The organism is Kitasatospora sp. NPDC088742 (assembly GCF_055584905.1).
The window spans coordinates 53,710-70,077 of record NZ_JBVJLD010000049.1 but is presented as its reverse complement, the minus strand read 5'-3'; the positions used below and the strand labels follow the sequence as shown (position 1 = coordinate 70,077).

General features: G+C 74.0%; 22 protein-coding genes and 1 pseudogene. 15 read left to right on the top strand and 8 right to left on the bottom strand.

Annotated elements, in window-relative coordinates:
- Window positions 1-269: pseudogene (locus ACZ6ZR_RS30555) on the top strand (hypothetical protein); the annotation flags it as partial.
- 7 nt (window positions 270-276) lie between these two features.
- On the opposite strand, the gene ACZ6ZR_RS30550 reads toward ACZ6ZR_RS30555, so the two are convergent.
- Window positions 277-1,206: a hypothetical protein gene (locus ACZ6ZR_RS30550; RefSeq protein ID WP_465647828.1), complete on the bottom strand. Its 930-nt coding sequence runs from the start codon at window positions 1,204-1,206 to the stop codon at window positions 277-279.
- 73 nt (window positions 1,207-1,279) lie between these two features.
- Here ACZ6ZR_RS30550 and ACZ6ZR_RS30545 point away from each other — a divergent pair, with 73 nt between their 5' ends.
- A complete protein-coding gene (locus ACZ6ZR_RS30545) occupies window positions 1,280-1,651 on the top strand; it encodes a YbjQ family protein (RefSeq protein ID WP_465647826.1) in 372 nt (123 codons plus the stop codon).
- A 41-nt stretch (window positions 1,652-1,692) separates the two neighbouring features.
- Here ACZ6ZR_RS30545 and ACZ6ZR_RS30540 read toward each other — a convergent pair whose 3' ends face one another.
- Complete coding sequence (locus ACZ6ZR_RS30540; RefSeq protein ID WP_465647824.1) at window positions 1,693-2,793, bottom strand: M20 family metallopeptidase; 1,101 nt, start codon at window positions 2,791-2,793, stop codon at window positions 1,693-1,695.
- A 76-nt stretch (window positions 2,794-2,869) separates the two neighbouring features.
- Between ACZ6ZR_RS30540 and ACZ6ZR_RS30535 the strand changes: the two genes are divergently transcribed.
- Genes ACZ6ZR_RS30535 through ACZ6ZR_RS30525 form a run of 3 tightly spaced genes read left to right on the top strand, consistent with a single transcriptional unit; the run spans window position 2,870 to window position 4,974 of the window.
- On the top strand, window positions 2,870-3,937 hold the full coding sequence (locus ACZ6ZR_RS30535) for an FAD-dependent oxidoreductase (protein ID WP_465647822.1): 1,068 nt from the start codon (window positions 2,870-2,872) through the stop codon (window positions 3,935-3,937).
- A 48-nt stretch (window positions 3,938-3,985) separates the two neighbouring features.
- Window positions 3,986-4,597, top strand: coding sequence for a GNAT family N-acetyltransferase (locus tag ACZ6ZR_RS30530; RefSeq protein WP_465647820.1), 612 nt, complete (start codon window positions 3,986-3,988; stop codon window positions 4,595-4,597).
- A 56-nt stretch (window positions 4,598-4,653) separates the two neighbouring features.
- On the top strand, window positions 4,654-4,974 hold the full coding sequence (locus ACZ6ZR_RS30525; protein ID WP_465647818.1) for a hypothetical protein: 321 nt from the start codon (window positions 4,654-4,656) through the stop codon (window positions 4,972-4,974).
- A gap of 19 nt (window positions 4,975-4,993) precedes the next feature.
- On the opposite strand, the gene paaE is transcribed toward ACZ6ZR_RS30525, so the two are convergent.
- From paaE to paaA, 5 genes are read right to left on the bottom strand one after another with little or no spacing between them, the layout of a single operon-like run.
- The gene (gene paaE / locus ACZ6ZR_RS30520) at window positions 4,994-6,067 is read right to left on the bottom strand and encodes a 1,2-phenylacetyl-CoA epoxidase subunit PaaE (protein WP_465647816.1); all 1,074 of its coding nucleotides are present in this window, start codon (window positions 6,065-6,067) and stop codon (window positions 4,994-4,996) included.
- A gap of 3 nt (window positions 6,068-6,070) precedes the next feature.
- Complete coding sequence (gene paaD / locus ACZ6ZR_RS30515) at window positions 6,071-6,571, bottom strand: 1,2-phenylacetyl-CoA epoxidase subunit PaaD (RefSeq protein WP_465647814.1); 501 nt, start codon at window positions 6,569-6,571, stop codon at window positions 6,071-6,073.
- Window positions 6,565-7,446, bottom strand: coding sequence for a 1,2-phenylacetyl-CoA epoxidase subunit PaaC (gene paaC, locus ACZ6ZR_RS30510; RefSeq protein WP_465647812.1), 882 nt, complete (start codon window positions 7,444-7,446; stop codon window positions 6,565-6,567). Before paaC ends, paaD begins: the two co-directional genes overlap by 7 nt.
- Before the next feature lie 12 nt (window positions 7,447-7,458).
- The gene (gene paaB, locus ACZ6ZR_RS30505) at window positions 7,459-7,746 is read right to left on the bottom strand and encodes a 1,2-phenylacetyl-CoA epoxidase subunit PaaB (protein ID WP_396293947.1); all 288 of its coding nucleotides are present in this window, start codon (window positions 7,744-7,746) and stop codon (window positions 7,459-7,461) included.
- The gene (gene paaA, locus ACZ6ZR_RS30500; RefSeq protein ID WP_465647810.1) at window positions 7,743-8,783 is read right to left on the bottom strand and encodes a 1,2-phenylacetyl-CoA epoxidase subunit PaaA; all 1,041 of its coding nucleotides are present in this window, start codon (window positions 8,781-8,783) and stop codon (window positions 7,743-7,745) included. Before paaA ends, paaB begins: the two co-directional genes overlap by 4 nt.
- Window positions 8,784-8,846: 63 nt before the next feature.
- Here paaA and ACZ6ZR_RS30495 point away from each other — a divergent pair, with 63 nt between their 5' ends.
- The 6 genes from ACZ6ZR_RS30495 to ACZ6ZR_RS30470 are packed head-to-tail and all read left to right on the top strand — an operon-like array spanning window position 8,847 to window position 11,790.
- Window positions 8,847-9,311, top strand: a complete 465-nt coding sequence (locus tag ACZ6ZR_RS30495; RefSeq protein WP_465647808.1) for a helix-turn-helix domain-containing protein — start codon at window positions 8,847-8,849, stop codon at window positions 9,309-9,311.
- Window position 9,312: 1 nt separating this feature from the next.
- On the top strand, window positions 9,313-9,630 hold the full coding sequence (locus tag ACZ6ZR_RS30490) for a PIN domain-containing protein (RefSeq protein WP_465647806.1): 318 nt from the start codon (window positions 9,313-9,315) through the stop codon (window positions 9,628-9,630).
- On the top strand, window positions 9,627-9,878 hold the full coding sequence (locus ACZ6ZR_RS30485) for a VapC50 family PIN domain-containing toxin (protein ID WP_465647804.1): 252 nt from the start codon (window positions 9,627-9,629) through the stop codon (window positions 9,876-9,878). The genes ACZ6ZR_RS30490 and ACZ6ZR_RS30485 overlap by 4 nt, the downstream gene beginning before the upstream one ends.
- A 37-nt stretch (window positions 9,879-9,915) precedes the next feature.
- Window positions 9,916-10,482, top strand: coding sequence for a YdeI/OmpD-associated family protein (locus ACZ6ZR_RS30480; RefSeq protein WP_465647802.1), 567 nt, complete (start codon window positions 9,916-9,918; stop codon window positions 10,480-10,482).
- Between the two features lie 37 nt (window positions 10,483-10,519).
- Window positions 10,520-11,116, top strand: a complete 597-nt coding sequence (locus tag ACZ6ZR_RS30475) for a DUF6461 domain-containing protein (protein WP_465647800.1) — start codon at window positions 10,520-10,522, stop codon at window positions 11,114-11,116.
- A 53-nt stretch (window positions 11,117-11,169) separates the two neighbouring features.
- Entirely contained in the window at window positions 11,170-11,790 is a 621-nt protein-coding gene (locus tag ACZ6ZR_RS30470) for a DinB family protein (RefSeq protein WP_465647798.1), read from the top strand.
- A gap of 149 nt (window positions 11,791-11,939) precedes the next feature.
- Here the strand turns inward: ACZ6ZR_RS30470 and ACZ6ZR_RS30465 are convergent, their stop codons facing one another.
- The gene (locus ACZ6ZR_RS30465; protein WP_465647796.1) at window positions 11,940-13,268 is read right to left on the bottom strand and encodes a M20/M25/M40 family metallo-hydrolase; all 1,329 of its coding nucleotides are present in this window, start codon (window positions 13,266-13,268) and stop codon (window positions 11,940-11,942) included.
- A gap of 593 nt (window positions 13,269-13,861) precedes the next feature.
- Between ACZ6ZR_RS30465 and ACZ6ZR_RS30460 the strand changes: the two genes are divergently transcribed.
- From ACZ6ZR_RS30460 to ACZ6ZR_RS30445, 4 genes are all read left to right on the top strand, one after another.
- Window positions 13,862-14,170: a GNAT family N-acetyltransferase gene (locus tag ACZ6ZR_RS30460; protein WP_465647794.1), complete on the top strand. Its 309-nt coding sequence runs from the start codon at window positions 13,862-13,864 to the stop codon at window positions 14,168-14,170.
- The gene (locus tag ACZ6ZR_RS30455) at window positions 14,170-14,565 is read left to right on the top strand and encodes a (4Fe-4S)-binding protein (RefSeq protein ID WP_465647792.1); all 396 of its coding nucleotides are present in this window, start codon (window positions 14,170-14,172) and stop codon (window positions 14,563-14,565) included. Before ACZ6ZR_RS30460 ends, ACZ6ZR_RS30455 begins: the two co-directional genes overlap by 1 nt.
- Window positions 14,566-14,643: 78 nt before the next feature.
- The gene (locus tag ACZ6ZR_RS30450) at window positions 14,644-15,648 is read left to right on the top strand and encodes an aldo/keto reductase (RefSeq protein WP_465647790.1); all 1,005 of its coding nucleotides are present in this window, start codon (window positions 14,644-14,646) and stop codon (window positions 15,646-15,648) included.
- A 45-nt stretch (window positions 15,649-15,693) separates the two neighbouring features.
- Window positions 15,694-16,278, top strand: a complete 585-nt coding sequence (locus tag ACZ6ZR_RS30445) for a TetR/AcrR family transcriptional regulator (RefSeq protein ID WP_465647788.1) — start codon at window positions 15,694-15,696, stop codon at window positions 16,276-16,278.
- The last annotated feature ends 90 nt before the right edge of the window (window positions 16,279-16,368 follow it).

Genomic DNA, 16,368 nt, shown 5'->3' with positions numbered 1-16,368 from the left:
CGGACGCCGTCGCGACCGTCGCCGAGGCCCTCACCGCCATCGGCGCCCCGGGCGGGACCCTCGACGAGTTGGCGGAGTCGTTGCTCGACCACCCCTTCTGGGACGGTCCGAGCTGGCTCTTCGAGGAGACCTCGCCGCTCAGCGGCGCCGCCTCCCGCCCCAGCCGCGTCCTGCGCTGCTCCGACCCGCACAGCCCCCGCTCCACCCGGCTCGCCCTGACGCCCGATCAGGACGACCGGCTGGCCGAGGCCCTCGGCACCTACGCCTGACGGGCGGTCAGCGGCGGTAGCCGCGGGTGGGGTCGCGTTCCTCGGCGTCCTCGTAGGTGAGGAACCAGCCCTCGGGGTGGGTGGCGGCCAGCAGGACGTCGGTGCGCTCGGTGGCGTCCAGTTCCGGGTCGCCCTCGTCCGGGCCGTAGACGCCGAAGAGTTCGTCGGCGCAGCCGTCCCAGTCGTAGTCGTAGAGGTCGACCGGGAGGTCGCCCATCATGTCGGCCACCGCCTGCGGCTGGGCGCCGAGCAGTTCGCGGGAGTCCACCAGGGCCAGCCGCAGGGCCAGTTCCTCGGCCAGGTTGCGGGGCAGCGGCCACTCGCCGAGGGCGAGGTCCTCGGCGAGGTCGTCGAAGGCGCGGGCGAAGGCGCGGCGCCAGCTGCGGTGGAGCTGCCAGGTGCGCTGCGGCAGGCGGCCGAGCACCGCCCAGTCCGCCTCCTCCTCGTCGGTGACCGGGTCGTCCTCGTGCTCGTCCAGGTCGTCGTACGCGGCGTCGGCCAGCGTGATGAGCTGAGTGTGGATCAGACAGGCGGTGCGCGGGGTGAGGGTCCAGTCCCCGGTGCCGCCGCCCTCCTCCTCGTCCAGGTCGAGCGGGAAGAGCTCGGCGAAGTCCGGGGCGAAGTCGTCGGTGACGGCGATCTCCAGGGTGCCGCCGATCGCCTCGACGCCGGGGATCGCGGCCACCAGCCGGTCGGGGTGGAGCAGCGCGCCGAGCGCCGCGTTGGGGTCCTCGGAGACCTCCCGCAGGAGTGCCGCCCGCTGTCCCTCCGGATCGACCCCGGCGAAGTCCAGCTCCTCGACGGCGGCCCGCGCGGCGCGGCGCAGCTGGTCCCAGTCGGTGATCCGGATGCCGAGCACCACCGTTGCTTCGATCTCCTGCGCGCCGGAGTCAGCCGCCGCGCCCGGCCCCTGTGGATGATCGCTTCGCTCGCCCATGGGACCAGGTTTACAGGCTGTGCCCGAGCGAGTCCACCTGCTTGGCCGGTCCCCGGGTTGCAGGATGGCAACCATGAGCAACCTCGAAGAGTTCGGCGGCGGGCAGGGCCCGGGCGCCGACGTGCTGGTGGTCACGACCAACGACGTCCCGGGCTACCGGGTGGACCGGGTGATCGGGGAGGTCTTCGGCCTGACCGTGCGCAGCCGTCACATCGGGACGCAGATCGGCGCCTCCCTGAAGTCCATGCTGGGAGGGGAGTTGAAGGGGTTGACGAAGACCCTGGTCGAGTCCCGGAACCAGGCGATGGAGCGGCTGGTCGAGCAGACCAAGGCCCGCGGCGGGAACGCGGTGCTGATGATGCGCTTCGACGTCACCGAGGCGGCCGACCTCGGGACGGAGATCTGCGCGTACGGGACGGCCGTGGTGATCTCGCCGGTCCAGTAGCGCCGGGCGGCGGGCGGCCGGAGCCGCCCGCCGACGGTCCGTCAGTTCCGGCGGATGGCCAGCACCAGCCCGGCGACCAGGCCCGCGCGCTCGACCATGGAGTCGACCAGCAGGTACTCGTCGTCGGAGTGGGCCCCGCCGCCGACCGCGCCCAGCCCGTCGAGGGTCGGGACGCCGAGCGCCGCCGTGAAGTTGCCGTCGCTGCCGCCGCCGACCGAGCGGCCCTCGACGCCGGGGAGCAGTTCACGGGCCACCGCGAACAGCGAGGCGGAGGCGGATTCGGGCATCGGCGGCCGGCTGATCCCGCCCGAGACGGCGATCCGCGCGCCCTCGACCACCGGGGTCAGCGCCGCGAAGGCCGCCTCCACCCGTTCCTTCTCCTGCCGCGTCTCGACCCGGACGTCGACCAGGACGGTCGCTTCGGCCGGCACCACGTTCTCCGCGGTGCCCGCGGTGGCCACGGTCGGGGTGACGGTGGTGCCGAGTTCGGGGCGGCCCAGGGCGGCGATGGCGAGCACCTGGTGGGCGGCCTCGATCAGGGCGTTGACCCCGGCCTCGGGCTCCAGCCCGGCGTGCGAGGCCCGGCCGGTGACGGTGACGTGGAAGCCGCCGGTGCCCTTGCGGGCGGTCTTGAGCCCGCCGCCGTCGGCCGCGCCCTCGAAGACCAGCACCGCGCCGCAGGCCAGTGCCCGCTCCTCGATCAGCGCCCGCGAGCTGCGGGAGCCGACCTCCTCGTCCGCGGTCACCAGGATCTCCACACCTGACAGGTCGTCGAGCGTGGCCAGGCCGTGCACCGCTTGGACCAGTCCGCCGAGCATGTCGAAGACCCCGGGCCCGGTGACCCGTCCGTCCGCGACGGTGAACGGGCGGCGCTCCAGGGTGCCGAGCGGGAAGACGGTGTCGTGGTGACCGAGGATCAGCACCTTCGGCTCGCCGCCGCCGGACCAGTGGACGTGCGGCAGCCCGTCGCGCTCGACGATCTCGGCCGACCCGCCCAGGCGCTGCTCGATCATCTCGGCGACCACTCCGGCCGAGGCCTTGAGCGCCGTCGGGTCGTCCGAGGGGGATTCGGCCCGTATCAGCCTCCCCAGGTCATCCAGCATGGCTTCGACACTCGCGGGAACGGCCTTGCGCATCGTCATGCCCCGAGACTAGCCCCGGGAACAGCCCCACCCCCGTCGATGTTTCACCACCGTGACTGTTTACGGTGAAACAACGGTGGACGTCGACGTCGTGGTGATCGGGGCCGGGCAGGCCGGCCTGTCGGCCGCCTACCACCTGCGCCGACGCGGCTTCGCCCCGTACACCGGCTTCGTGGTGCTGGACGCGGACGAGGCCCCCGGCGGCGCCTGGGCCCACCGCTCCCCCTCGCTGCGGATGGCCACCGTGCACGGCTTCCACGACCTGCCCGACTTCGAGCTGCCCGAGCCCGACCCGGGGGCGCCGGCCCGCGAGGTGGTGCCCGGCTACTTCGCCGCGTACGAGGCCAGGCACGCGCTTCCGGTGGTCCGGCCGGTCCGGGTCTCCTCGGTCGAGTCGCTGCCGGACGGGCGGCTGCTGGTGAGCGGCGACGCCGGGCGGCAGTGGCGGGCCCGGGCGCTGGTGAACGCCACCGGCACCTGGACCAGGCCCTTCCTGCCGTTCTACCCGGGGCACTTCACGGGCCGTCAGCTGCACTACGCCGACTACCGCGGGCCCGAGGAGTTCGCCGGCCGGCGGGTGCTGGTGGTCGGCGGCGGGGCCTCGGCGATCCAGGTGCTCTCCGAGGTGGCCGCCGTGGGCGAGACGGTCTGGGTGACGCGGCGTGAGCCCGAGTACCGGGACGGTCCGTTCACCCCCGAGTCCGGCCGGGCCGCCGTCGCGCTGGTCGAGCAGCGGGTCCGGGAGGGTCTGCCGGTGCGCAGCGTGGTCAGCGTCACCGGCCTCGGCCCCTCGGTCGCGTACCGCCGGGCCGAGGAGCTGGGCGCCCTGCACCGGCGGCCGATGTTCGACCGCCTCACCGAGCACGGCGTGGCCTGGGGCGAGCACGAGGAGGCCTTCGACGCGATCGTCTGGGCCACCGGCTTCCGCGCCGAGACCGCCCACCTCGCCCCGCTCCACCTGCGCACCCCCGCCGGCGGCATCCGCCTCACCGGCACCCGCGCCACCGACGACCCCCGCGTCCACCTGCTCGGCTACGGCCCCTCCGCCTCCACCATCGGCGCCAACCGCGCCGGCCGCGCCGCCGCCCACGAGATCGCCACCCTCCTCGGCGACCCGCACGAGCGGGCGGCCGTCCCGTCCTGACCGGCGGTGCGCCTTGCCGGTGCCCGGCCCGCGTCCGACGATGCGGGCATGACGGAGGACCGGCACTACACCACCCGGCCGCTCACCCCCGCCACCTGGGACGACTTCGCGGCCCTGGTGGAGCGTCACCACGGCGTCTGGGGCGGCTGCTGGTGCATGGGCTTCCACCCCGAGGGCGTCCGCGGCGCCGCCTCCCCCGAGGACAACCGGGCGGCCAAGCTGGCCCAGGTGGAGCGCGGCAGCTGCCACCAGGTGCTGGTGTACGACGAAGCCGGCGAGTGCGTCGGCTGGTGCCAGTTCGGGCCCCCGGCCGAGCTGCCGAACATCAAGAACCCCGCCGCCTACGCCAGGCAGCTCGACCGGCTCCCCGACTGGCGGATCGGCTGCGTCTTCACCGCCACCGCCCACCGCGGCCACGGGGTCGCCCGCGCCGCCGTCGCGGCCGCCCTCGCCGCGATCACCGCCGCCGGCGGCGGCACGGTCGAGGCCTACCCCGAACAGACCGAGGCCCGCCCGCCCCAGCGCGGCGCCTACTTCCACACCGGCCCGGAGGAGCTCTACACCGCCTTCGGCTTCGCCCGGGACCGCCGGATCGCCAAGTGGCGCTGGGTCATGCGGGCGACCCTCCCGGGCCGGGGTCCGCGCCGTGGGCGCGCTTGACGGTACGTCAGCCGCCGAGGCAGACTTTGAACGCGTTCAAGAACCTCGGGGGGAGCATGAGCCAGCAAGTCGTCGTCGCGCCGGGAGCCGCACGGGTGGTGGCCGCGGTGGCCGCGCTCTGCGCGGTGCCGGTGGTCCTGTGGGGGTTCTCGGTCGCCCCCGTCGTGGGCTCGCCGCTGGCGGTCCTCGGCCTCCTCACCCTGGCCCCGCAACTGGCCTCCCACGCCTGGGGCTTCCGCTTCCTGAGCTGGGCGGCGGCCGCCGTGCTGACGGTCGCCTCGGTGCTCGGCCTGATGCTCGGCTGGTTCCTGCTCCTGCCCGCCGCCGTGCTGCTGCTGATCGCCGGCGCCTGCTCGAAGCCCGAGTCGCACGGCTGACCCGGGCCGGGGGCAACCCCTACCGGTCGAAGTCGACCGTGACCTTGTCGGAGACCGGGCGGGCCTGGCAGGTCAGGACGTAGCCGGCGGCGAGCTCCTTCTCCTCCAGGGCGAAGTTGCGGCGCATGGTGGTCTCGCCCTCGGTGACCAGGGCGCGGCAGGTGCCGCAGACGCCGCCCTTGCAGGCGAACGGGAGGTCGGGGCGGGAGCGCTGGGCGCCGTCCAGGATGGAGCGGTCGCGCGGGAGGGAGAGGGTGCCGGAGCGGCCGTCGAGGATGACGGTGACCTCGGCGGCGTCGGCGTCGACCGGCTCGTCCTCGGTGCGCTCGGTGAAGGGCTCGTCCTCGGCGTGGAAGAGCTCCTGGTGCACCCGCTCGGCCGGGACGCCCAGCTCGTGCAGCAGCTCCTTGGCGCCGATCACCATGCCGTACGGGCCGCAGAGCCACCAGTGGTCCACCTCGGGGGCGTCCACCAGGGCGGTCAGCAGGGCCCGGACCCGCTCCGGGTCGAGCCGGCCGCTGAGCAGCTCGGCGTCGCGGCTCTCCCGGGAGAGCACGTGGACCAGCTGGAGGCGGCCGAGGTGACGGTCCTTCAGGTCGGCCAGCTCGTCGGCGAACATCACCGTGTCGCTGCGCCGGTTCCCGTAGACCAGCACCACCTGCGAGACGCCGTCCGCCAGCACCGAGGCCGCGATCGAGAGCATCGGGGTGATCCCGGAGCCCGCCGCCAGCAGCACGTGGGTACCGGGCACCGAGAGGTCGGGGGTGAACAGGCCGACCGGCGGCAGCACCTCGACCTCGGTGCCGGCCGCCGCCTCCCGGACCAGCCAGCGGGAGAACAGCCCGCCCGGCACCTCGCGGACCGCGATCCGCAGCGCTCCCCCGGCCGGGGCGCAGATCGAGTACGAGCGCCGCTCGTCCACGCCGTCCACGATCCGACGGATCGTCAGGGTCTGGCCGGGGCGGAAGGCGTACTCCTCGGCGAGCTCCGGCGGCACCTCGAAGGTGACCGCGACGGCGTCCTCGCAGAGCTGCTCCAGCTCGGCGATCCGCAGGGAGTGGAAGGCCAGGCGGCGCGGGGCGGTGGTGGTCACGGGTCAGATCTCCTTGATCCGTTCGAAGGGCTCCCGGCAGTCGCGGCAGCGCCAGAGCGCCTTGCAGGAGGTGGAGCCGAAGCGGGACAGCTCCTCCGTCTCCCGGCTGCCGCACTGCGGGCACTCCACCGCGAGCCTGGTCCGGCCCAGGGTGAGCAGGCCCGGGGAGGAGGACGCGGCGACGGCGTGCGGCGGGGCGATCCCGGCGGCGGCCAGCTTGGCCCGGCCCGCCTCGGTGATCAGGTCGGTGGACCACGGCGGGTCGAGCCGCAGCCGTACGTCCACCTCCCGGTACCCGGCGGCCCGCAGCCGGCCGGCCACGTCGGCGGCCATCTCGGCCACCGCCGGGCAGCCGGAGTAGGTCGGGGTGAGCCAGGCGGTGACGGCCTCGCCGTGCTGCTCGACCCCGGCCAGCACGCCCAGGTCGGCCAGCGTGAGCATCGGCAACTCCGGGTCGGGCACCTCGGCGGCGACCTCCAGAGCAGGGCGCAAGGTGGTCACCACGTCGCCCCCGGGTGCGCCCGGGCCACCACCTGGAGCTCGGCCAGCATCAGCCCGAGCGCCTCGGTGTGCACGCCGTCCCGCCCGGCCCGGCCGCCGACCCGGGCCATCGGCGCGGCGTCGGGGAGCTCCAGACCGGCCTCGGCCAGCACCTCCGCGAGCGTGGCCAGCACCGGCTCGCGCAGCCCGGCGACGTCCACCCCGAGGTCCAGCTCCACCTGATGGGGCGTGAACAGCTCGTCCAGCAGCGGCCAGACCGCCGCCAGCCCGGCCCGCATCCGCTCGGCGGAGTACGCGGTGCCGTCGCCGAGCCGCAGCGTCCAGGCGGCGGCGTACTCGCGGTGATAGGCCAGCTCCTTGACGCCGCGGGCGGCGACCGCCGACAGCACCGGGTCGGCGTGGCCGGCCAGCCGCTCGAAGAGCGCCAGGCGGGCGGTGGAGAACAGCAGCAGCCGGGCCACGGTGTGCGCGAAGTCGCCGTTCGGGACCTCGACCAGGCGGACGTTGCGGAACTCGTGGTCCTCGCGCCAGTACGCCAGGTCGTCCTCGGTCCGCCCGGTGCCGTCCACCTGGCCGGCCCGGGTGAGCAGTTGGCGGGCCTGGCCGAGCAGGTCGAGGCCGAGGTTGGCCAGCGCCACCTCCTCCTCCAGCTCGGGCGCCCGGGTGCACCACTCGATCAGCCGCTGGGCCAGGACCAGCGCGTCGTCGCCGAGCATCAGGCAGAACGCGGCCAGCGCGGCCGGGTCCACCCCCGCCGGGACGGCGCGGTCCACCCCGAGCAGCGGGTCGGCGAAGCCGGTGCCGTACGCCCAGCGGGCCTCGCCCTCCGGGCCGGCCTCGGCCTCGGCGAGGCTCAGGTACACGTGGTCGTCGCTCATGCTGTTCCCCCGTCAGATGTGCGGGACATCCTCGGGGATGTCGTAGAAGGTCGGGTGACGGTAGACCTTGTCGCCGCTGGGGGCGAAGAACGGGTCCTGCTCGTCCGGGGTGGAGGCGGTGATCGCGCCGGAGGGCACCACCCAGAGGCTGACGCCTTCGTTCCGCCGGGTGTAGAGGTCGCGGGCGGCCAGCAGCGCCATCCGGTCGTCGGCGGCGTGCAGCGAGCCGACGTGCACGTGGTTCAGACCCCGCCGGGGGCGGACGAACACCTCGTACAGCGGCCAGTCGGCCTTGCTCATCGCTTCTCCTCGTCCTTCTGCCTCTGCTTGGCCGCGTGGGCCAGGGCGGCCTCGCGGACCCAGGCCCCGTCCTCGTAGGCGGCCCGGCGGCGCTCCACCCGCTGCGCGTTGCACGGGCCCTGACCCTTGATCACCTGCTTGAGCTCGGACCAGTCCGGCTCGCCGAAGTCCCAGCCGCCGCGCTCCTCGTTCCAGGCCAGCGCCGGGTCGGGGAGGGTGACGCCGAGGTGCTCCGCCTGGGGCACCGTCATGTCGACGAAGCGCTGGCGCAGTTCGTCGTTGGTGTGGCGCTTGATCCGCCACTCCATGGACTGCGCGGTGTTCGGCGAGTCGCCGTCCGGCGGGCCGAACATCATCAGCGACGGCCACCACCAGCGGTCCACCGCGTCCTGCACCATCGCGCGCTGGCCCTCGGTGCCGCGCATCATCGTCATCAGCAGCTCGTAGCCCTGCCGCTGGTGGAAGGACTCCTCCTTGCAGATCCGCACCATCGCCCGGGCGTACGGCCCGTAGCTGCACCGGCAGAGCGGCACCTGGTTGCAGATCGCCGCGCCGTCCACCAGCCAGCCGATCACGCCCACGTCGGCGAAGGTCAGCGTCGGGTAGTTGAAGATCGAGCTGTACTTCTGCCGCCCGCTGACCAGCTTCTCGGTCAGCTCGGCCCGGTCCACCCCGAGGGTCTCGGCCGCCGCGTACAGGTACATCCCGTGCCCGGCCTCGTCCTGAGCCTTGGCCAGCAGGATCGCCTTCCGGCGCAGCGAGGGGGCCCTGGTCAGCCAGTTCCCCTCTGGCTGCATGCCGATGATCTCGGAGTGCGCGTGCTGCGCGATCTGCCGCACCAGCGTCGCCCGGTACGCCTCCGGCATCCAGTCCCGAGGCTCCACCCGCTGGTCCGCAGCCACCACCGCCTCGAACCGCCCTGCCAGCGCCTCACCCGCATCGGCCACCGTCACCGCAACCCACCTCCCGACTGACCGTTCGGTCGGTACCAGTGTGCAGTCCACCCACCTCCCCTGACAAGGGCGGCACAGCCGCATCGCGTATTGCGTTTGCTTCGTTTATTGCGAATAATTCGACAGGGAGAGATTGGAGACAGCGAGATGCGCACAGCCGGAGGCAAGAAGCTCGAACCCGGAGTCGTCGACGCCGGCGAGGCCCAGCGCGCCCTGCGGCGGGTCAACGACTACCTGTCCCGCACCGCCGACAGCAACGAGGACATCCACGTCCACCTCGAAACCGGGGCCCAGGACGAGGCACTCGTCCTGCCCCGGGCCGTCGCCGAGATGTTCGCGTCCATGCTCGCGGCGCTCGCCAACGGGCAGGGCGTGCAGATCATGCCGGTGGACGCCGAGTTCACCACCCAGCAATCGGCGGACCTGCTGAACGTCTCCCGCCCCTTCCTCATCGGGCTCCTGGAGTCCGGCAAAATCCCCTTCCGGCTCGTCGGTCGGCATCGCCGCGTCCGGGTCGCCGACCTGCACGACTACCTGCGCGAGGACGACGCCCGGCGCAAGGACGCGGCTGACGAGCTCATGCGCCTGGACCAGGAACTGGGACTGCTCTGACATGGCCTTCGTCGTCATCTACGACGCCTGCGTGCTGTACCCGAACACCCTGCGGGACCTCCTGGTCCGTGTCGCGCTCAGCGGGCTGGTCCGCGCGCGATGGTCGGACGCGATCCTCGACGAGGTCGACCGAAACCTCGTCAAGAACCTCGGCATCGCGCCCGAGGTGCTGACGAGGCGTCGCGCCCTGATGAACCAGGCCGTGCGCGACTGCCTGGTGAGCGGATTCGACGATCTCGTCGAAGGACTCAAGCTCCCCGACCCCGATGACCGTCACGTACTCGCCGCCGCAATCAAGGCGACGCCCAGGTCATCGTGAGCAACAACCGGAAGGACTTCCCCACCGACTACCTCGCCAACTGGGGCGTCGAGCTCAAGAGCGCCGACCAGTTCGTGATGGACCTCATCGGTCTGGACGACCGCATCGTCTACTCGTGCGTCCAGGAGATCGCCAACTCGCGCCGCAACCCGGCCCAGACGTTCGACGACACCCTCGCTCAGCTGGAACGTTCGGGGTTGAACCGGTCGGTGACCACCCTCCGCCTCGGGCCGGAATCCACCGACTGACCGGCCCCACCAAGAAGACAGCCCCTAGCCTGAGGGGATGGAGCAGCTGGACGGGGTCGAGGTCGTCGCGTTCGTGGACGGGGCGGCGTTCGAGGGGTGGTTGGCGGAGCACCACGGGCGGGCGGACGGGGTGTGGGTGAAGGTGGCGAAGAAGGGGGCCGGGGCCGCGTCCGTGACGGAGCAGGAGCTGGTGGACGTCGGGCTGTGCTGGGGGTGGGTGTCGGGGCAGCGGCGGTCCTTGGACGGGCGGTGGTACCTCCAGCGGTACGTGCCGCGGCGGCCGCGCAGCCTCTGGTCGCAGGTGAACGTGGAGAAGGTCGCCGAGCTGACCGCCGCCGGGCGGATGCGCGAGCCGGGGCTGGCCGAGGTGCGGAGGGCACAGCAGGACGGTCGCTGGGCGGGTGCGTACGCCCCGGCCAGCAGCGCCGCCGTGCCGACCGAGCTGGCGGCGGCGCTGGCCGGGGATCCGGCGGCGGCGGCCGCGTTCGAGGCGCTGGACCGGACGGCCCGCTACCAGCTGATGCTGCCGCTGCTCCAGGCGCTCACCCCGAAGAGCCGGGCCTCCCGGCTGGAGCGGGCGCTGCGGCAGCTGCGCGCGGACTGACGGAGTGTCGGACCCGGCTGGCACGCTCTCCTCAGGCATGAACCACGACGGACGGGGGCGGCACATGGGTGGTCTGGGGTGGCTGACGGAGTGCGGCGTGGCGGGGTTCGAGCTCACCTTCGGGCACGGGCTGACGGCACCTCAGCTGCTGTCCCGGATGGGGGCCTACTCGGGGACGCTGGCGCTGCGCGACGAGGAGACCTTCTTCGAGGACTTCGAGGAGGAGCTCGACGAGTACGACGGCCACGTGGTGACCGCCGGCCGGTTCGGTGAGTGGGCCTGGGCCTGGGAGCACTACGGCTCGGACGGGTGGCGGGACGAGGCGCTGCTCGGCGCGGTGTCGGCCGGGACGGCCTGCCTGACGCTGTACTACGACGCCAAGGGGCGCGTGGGGTTCCGCCACGCCGAGGAGGGGCGGCTGGTGGCCTCCCTCGACAACACCGCCTGGGAGGCCGCCGACCTCCGGCGGTTCGAGGCCGAGCTGAGGGCCCTGGGGGTCGACCCCGCCCGGCCCGAGGAGGGGCCGGTCAGCAGTCTGCTGCTGGCGGTCCGGCTGGCCGAGGGCCTCGGCATCGGCTTCCCGCCCGGCGGTCCGGCCCTGTTCGAGGGCTGGAGCGCGCAGCTGCGCCGCTGAGCTGCCGGGAAAAGCAGTCGCAGACGGAGCACCACCCGTGCCAGGGTGCGCGGATGACCATCCCTCAGCGCCTGGCGCCCCTGCTCGCCCAGTTCGACTTCGCCCGCGAGCGCCTCACCGGCCGGATGGCCGGACCGACGTTCAACAGCGGGAACGGGCTGGACGTCGCGGCGGCACCGATGACCGACGAGGAGTACCTCTGGGAGCCGGTGCCGCGGTGCTGGTCGGTGCGGCGGCAGGCGGAGGGGCCGGGCGAGGCGGCCGGGTTCCTGATCGGGAAGGGTGAGTGGGGGCGGGACTCGGCGCCGTGGCCGCACCCGGAGCCGGCGCCGTTCACCACGCTGGCCTGGCGGCTGAGCCACCTCGCGGAGATGCTGCGCCTGCGCTCCGACCACACCGACGGCACCCGTTCGCTGGACCGCGACGACCTGCCGGTGCCCGGCACCGCGGCGGAGGCGGTGGCCGACTTCGAGGCTGCCGCGACGGCCTGGCGGAACACCCTGCTGGCGGCGGACGAGGCCGCGCTGGACACCGTCGGGTACTGCACCTTCCCCTACGGCGGGGACGCCGAGGAGCCGTTCGTCGAGATCGTCTGGTGGGTGAACCAGGAGCTGCTGCACCACGGCGCCGAGATCGCGCTGCTGCGCGACCTGTACCGGTACACCGCGCACTGACGCACTGATGCACTGACGCGCCCTGCGGGCCCGCCTCGTCGGCGAGGAGCAGGAGCATGGCGGAGCGGGGCGCGGGGGGACGGTGGGGCGAGCGCGCTGACGCACCCCTCGGGGCCCGCCTCGTGGGAAAGACGGGCCCTGAGGGACGGTCAGCCGCGCAGGCGCGGCAGGGGTACGGCGAGCAGGGCGGCCAGCAGGGCGATCCTGGGGGCCAGCAGGTCGGTGCGGATGTGTTCGTGGCGGGCGTGCGGGCCGGCGCCGACCGCGCCGAGGCCGTCCAGGGTGGGCAGGCCCCGGGCGCCCGCCGCGTTGGTGTCGCCCGCGCCGCCGGCCGGGGCGCCGTCGAGCTGCTGGCCGAGGGCCGCGGCCAGCGAGCGGACGTGCCGCAGCAGCGGGTCACCGGCGCGCACCGGCCAGGTCGGACGGCTGGAGACCACCTCGGCCCGGACCTTGGCGCCGGGCCGCAGCGGGGTGAGCCGGGCCAGGGTGTCCAGGGTGCGGCTCTGCGCCTCGGGGGTGGAGAAGCGCAGGCCCAGCTCGGCCTCGGCCCGCCCGGCGACCACGTTGGCCCGGGTGCCGCCGAGGATCCGGCCGGCGTTGAGCTCGGCGTCGGGGTGGCAGATCAGGCCCCGGACGGCGACCAGTTGGTCCACCAGCTCGTCCACGGCCGAGACGCCGAGGGCCGCGTCGTTGCCGGCGTGCGACTCCTTGCCGGTGACGGTCAGCCGCACCCGGCTGCTGCCCCGGCGGGCTGTCTTCAGCCGGCCGTCGGGGTGCGGCGGCTCCAGGCCCAGGACGGCGGCGGCGCCGCTGAGCTGACGCTCCACCAGGCGGCGCCCGTCCGGGCTGCCGAGCTCCTCGTCGGAGACCACCACCAGCCGGACCGGCCGGTGCGGGCGCTGCCCGAGATCGGCCAGCAGGGCCAACGCGCCCTCCACCAGGGCGAGTCCGCCCTTCATGTCCAGCACGCCGGGGCCGGTCAGCACCCCGTCCTGCTCCTCCACCGGCCAGTCGGCCAGGGTCCCGGCCGGCCAGACGGTGTCGTGGTGACCGACGATCAGCACCGGGGCGAGGTCCTCGCGCCGCCCGGCCCAGTCCAGCACCAGGTGGTCGCCGGCCTCGTTGGGGACCCGTCGCACGGTGGCGCCGGTGGCGGCGTACCCGGCGGCCAGCTCCTCGGCCAGCTGGTTGAGCCGGACGGTGTCCCTGGTCGGCGACTCCATCCGGGCCAGCTCGGCGATCCGGCGGCGGACCGGCCCGGCCAGGGTGCCGGCCCGGGAGCGGAGGGCGGCAGGCAGGCCGGGCAGCGCACCGGTGTCGGCGCCATCGGCGGCCCGGGTCTCGGTGGTACGGCTCTCCGCGGAGCGGCCTTCGGCGGTACGAACCTCGGCGGTACGGTCCTCCGCCGCACCGTCCTCGGCGGGGCGGTCGAGCTCCAGTGCGGGCGAATGGCCGGCGGCGGCGGACTGCGGGGTCATCGCTCGCCCCCACGGCCGCTGCCGGTACTCGACGGCCGGCACGGCGCCGGACGCTGCGTCAGACGTGGTGCCGGACGCGGCCCCCGGCGTGGTGAACGGCCTGGTGGGGTGGCGGCCCCGGCGCGCCGGGGGCTTTCGGGGCTGGGCAGGTGGAGCGACCTCGGGCTGGGCAACACTGCGTCCTCCTCGCTCGGTCCGGTGACCCCGGCTCGGCCCGGGGCCCGTGGGACGGCGGCTCCCGCGTGCCGGTGCGGACGGGCACCGGCACGGGGGAAGTCGCGAGGCGAGCCTAGAAGATTCGTTCGTTTCCCTGCGAGTGGCCCGGCGCTCCCCGCACCGGCGGCAGGCCGGAGCCAGCCGCCTTCCGGGGCGCTCCCGGCCCGGATCGGCCGGGGCCGCGCTCCCCTCCACTCTGGACCCGGGCACCGGCGTACGCGCCGCGAACCGCGCCGTCCAGAGCCCGATCCACGCCTGATGGGTGACGGAAGGTCAGCCTTTGGCACCAGTGCCGTCTTCTGTGACTGCCGCGCACGTAGGGTGGGTTTCGTCCCGATTTGACCACCCGTCATCCGAGTCCGACCAAGGGGCCGACAATGTCAGAAGCAGTCCGGGTACATGACGTGGAGATGAACAGCCGGTTCGAGGCCACCGTGGCCGGGGAGCTGGCCGGATTCGCCGAGTACATCCGCAACGACCACCTGGTGGTCTACCCGCACACCGTGGTGGACCCGGGGTTCGAGGGCCAGGGCATCGGCGGGCTGCTGGCCAGGGCCGCGCTCGACGACGCGCGGCGGCGCGGGCTGCCGGTGCTGGCCACCTGCCCCTTCATCAAGGCCTGGATGCTCAAGCACCCCGAGTACGCCGACCTGGCCTACGAGAACCAGAGCCGGGTGAGCGACTGATGGCCCCCGCGAAGGAGTACCGAGCCGAGGGGGTCTCCGTCAGTTTCGACCCGGGACTCTGTCGCCACGCGGCCGAGTGCGTGGGCGGACTCCCCGAGGTCTTCGACACCGGCCGCCGCCCCTGGATCACCCCGGGCGCGGCGGCCCCCGAGGTGGTGGCCGCGGTCGTCCTGCGCTGCCCGACCGGCGCCCTCACCTACCTGCTCACCCCCGGCGGTGCCGAGGCCCCGGACCGCCCGACCACCGTGACCCGGACCGAGGACGGCCGCCTGCTGCTCCGCGGCGAGCTGCGGATCGGGGAGCGGACGGCGACCAGGGCCATGCTGTGCGGCTGCGGCCGCACCGCCGAGCCGCCGTACTGCGACCGGGCCGGGAGGTGCGGCGAGACGAAGTAGGACTGACAGATATTGAAATCTGTCATCGCCCATGCCATAGTTGGTGTCAGTTGCCCCCGCCATCCCTTGGAGCACCTGATGACCACCACCTCCCGCACCCGCCTCGGCGCCACCGGCCCGGAGACCTCCGCCCTCGGCCTCGGCCTGATGGGCATGTCCGACCTCTACGGGCCGGCCGACGAGGCCGAGTCGATCGCCACCGTCCACGCCGCCCTGGACGCGGGCGTCACCCTGATGGACACCGGCGACTTCTACGGCATGGGCCACAACGAGCTACTGCTGCACGACGCCCTGCGCGGCCGCGACCGCGAGTCGGTCCAGATCAGCGTCAAGTTCGGCGCCCAGCGCGGCCCGGACCGCAGCTGGCTCGGCTACGACGCCAGCCCGGCCGCCACCAAGACCGCGCTCGCCTACACCCTGCGCCGCCTGCGCACCGACTACATCGACGTCTACCGCCCGGCCCGGCTGGACCCGAGCGTGCCGGTCGAGGAGACCGTCGGCGCCATCGCCGAGCTGGTGAAGGCCGGCTACGTCCGGCACATCGGCCTCTCCGAGGTCGGCGCCGACACCCTGCGCCGGGCCGCCGCCGTCCACCCGATCAGCGACCTGCAGATCGAGTACTCGCTGCTCTCCCGGGGCATCGAGGCCGAAATCCTGCCCACCGCCCGTGAGTTGGGCATCGGCGTGACCGCCTACGGCGTGCTCTCCCGCGGCCTGCTCAGCGGTCACTGGACCGGGCAGCGGGAGATCGCCGCCACCGACTTCCGCGGTTTCAGCCCGCGCTTCCAGGGCGAGAACCTCGCCCACAACCTCGGTCTGGTCGAGCAGCTGCGGGCCATCGCCGAGGCCAAGGGCGCCACCGTGGCGCAGGTCGCCATCGCCTGGGTCGCCTCCCGGGGCGCGGACGTCGTGCCGCTGGTCGGCGCCCGCCGCCGGGACCGCCTGGCCGAGGCGCTCGGTGCCCGCGAGGTCGGGCTGACCTCGGCCGACCTGACGGCGATCGAGGCGGCCGTCCCGGCCGGTTCCGCCGCCGGGGACAGGTACGCTGCGGCACAGATGGCCCACCTCGACAGCGAGCACTGAACCGCTGGGTGACCCCGGGCCACCACCCCCGAGCAGAGGAAGACCGTGACCAGCGACAGCGCCCTGACCTCCGAGCAGATCCTCAGCGCCGCCGAGGACGTGCTGCGGCGGTACGGGCCCGCCAAGGCCACGGTGGTGGACATCGCCCGGGCGCTCGGCGTCAGCCACGGCAGCGTCTACCGGCACTTCCCGAGCAAGGCCGCGCTGCGCGAGGCCGTCACCCAGCGCTGGCTGGACCAGGCCCACCACGACCTGGCCGCGATCACCGCCGACCAGGGCCCGGCCGCCGAGCGGCTGCACCGCTGGCTGGCCACGCTCTTCGCGGCCAAGCGGCGAAAGGCCACGGACGACCCGGAGCTGTTCGCGACCTACCTCACCCTGGTCGGCGAGCTCTCCAGCACGGTCGAGGAGCACGTCGACACCCTGGCCGCGCAGATCGCGGTGATCCTGGCGGACGGCGTCCGCACCGGCGAGTTCCGTCCGACCGACACCGACGCCACCGCCCGGGCGGTCTTCCAGGCCACCGCCCACTTCCACGACCCGGTGTTCGCGGGCGAGTGGTCAGACCCGCGCTGCGAGGCCGACTTCGAGTCGGTCTGGGCCCTGCTGCTCTCCGGCCTGGCGGCCTGACGACCCGCTCCGGCCGGCTGCCTGAGCGGCCGTCAGCGCGGATATTCGCTCGCCGCGGAGTGCCCCCGGCCGGGACGATGGTGGCTCCTG

What these genes read in the sequence shown, in the direction of transcription:
- ACZ6ZR_RS30550 (WP_465647828.1), bottom strand. Translation starts at nt 1,206, where the DNA reads ATGGGCGAGCGAAGCGATCATCCACAGGGGCCGGGCGCGGCGGCTGAC.
- ACZ6ZR_RS30545 (WP_465647826.1), top strand. Translation starts at nt 1,280, where the DNA reads ATGAGCAACCTCGAAGAGTTCGGCGGCGGGCAGGGCCCGGGCGCCGAC.
- ACZ6ZR_RS30540 (WP_465647824.1), bottom strand. Translation starts at nt 2,793, where the DNA reads ATGACGATGCGCAAGGCCGTTCCCGCGAGTGTCGAAGCCATGCTGGAT.
- ACZ6ZR_RS30530 (WP_465647820.1), top strand. Translation starts at nt 3,986, where the DNA reads ATGACGGAGGACCGGCACTACACCACCCGGCCGCTCACCCCCGCCACC.
- ACZ6ZR_RS30525 (WP_465647818.1), top strand. Translation starts at nt 4,654, where the DNA reads ATGAGCCAGCAAGTCGTCGTCGCGCCGGGAGCCGCACGGGTGGTGGCC.
- paaC (WP_465647812.1), bottom strand. Translation starts at nt 7,446, where the DNA reads ATGAGCGACGACCACGTGTACCTGAGCCTCGCCGAGGCCGAGGCCGGC.
- paaB (WP_396293947.1), bottom strand. Translation starts at nt 7,746, where the DNA reads ATGAGCAAGGCCGACTGGCCGCTGTACGAGGTGTTCGTCCGCCCCCGG.
- paaA (WP_465647810.1), bottom strand. Translation starts at nt 8,783, where the DNA reads ATGCGGCTGTGCCGCCCTTGTCAGGGGAGGTGGGTGGACTGCACACTG.
- ACZ6ZR_RS30495 (WP_465647808.1), top strand. Translation starts at nt 8,847, where the DNA reads ATGCGCACAGCCGGAGGCAAGAAGCTCGAACCCGGAGTCGTCGACGCC.
- ACZ6ZR_RS30490 (WP_465647806.1), top strand. Translation starts at nt 9,313, where the DNA reads ATGGCCTTCGTCGTCATCTACGACGCCTGCGTGCTGTACCCGAACACC.
- ACZ6ZR_RS30480 (WP_465647802.1), top strand. Translation starts at nt 9,916, where the DNA reads ATGGAGCAGCTGGACGGGGTCGAGGTCGTCGCGTTCGTGGACGGGGCG.
- ACZ6ZR_RS30475 (WP_465647800.1), top strand. Translation starts at nt 10,520, where the DNA reads ATGAACCACGACGGACGGGGGCGGCACATGGGTGGTCTGGGGTGGCTG.
- ACZ6ZR_RS30470 (WP_465647798.1), top strand. Translation starts at nt 11,170, where the DNA reads ATGACCATCCCTCAGCGCCTGGCGCCCCTGCTCGCCCAGTTCGACTTC.
- ACZ6ZR_RS30465 (WP_465647796.1), bottom strand. Translation starts at nt 13,268, where the DNA reads ATGACCCCGCAGTCCGCCGCCGCCGGCCATTCGCCCGCACTGGAGCTC.
- ACZ6ZR_RS30460 (WP_465647794.1), top strand. Translation starts at nt 13,862, where the DNA reads ATGTCAGAAGCAGTCCGGGTACATGACGTGGAGATGAACAGCCGGTTC.
- ACZ6ZR_RS30455 (WP_465647792.1), top strand. Translation starts at nt 14,170, where the DNA reads ATGGCCCCCGCGAAGGAGTACCGAGCCGAGGGGGTCTCCGTCAGTTTC.
- ACZ6ZR_RS30450 (WP_465647790.1), top strand. Translation starts at nt 14,644, where the DNA reads ATGACCACCACCTCCCGCACCCGCCTCGGCGCCACCGGCCCGGAGACC.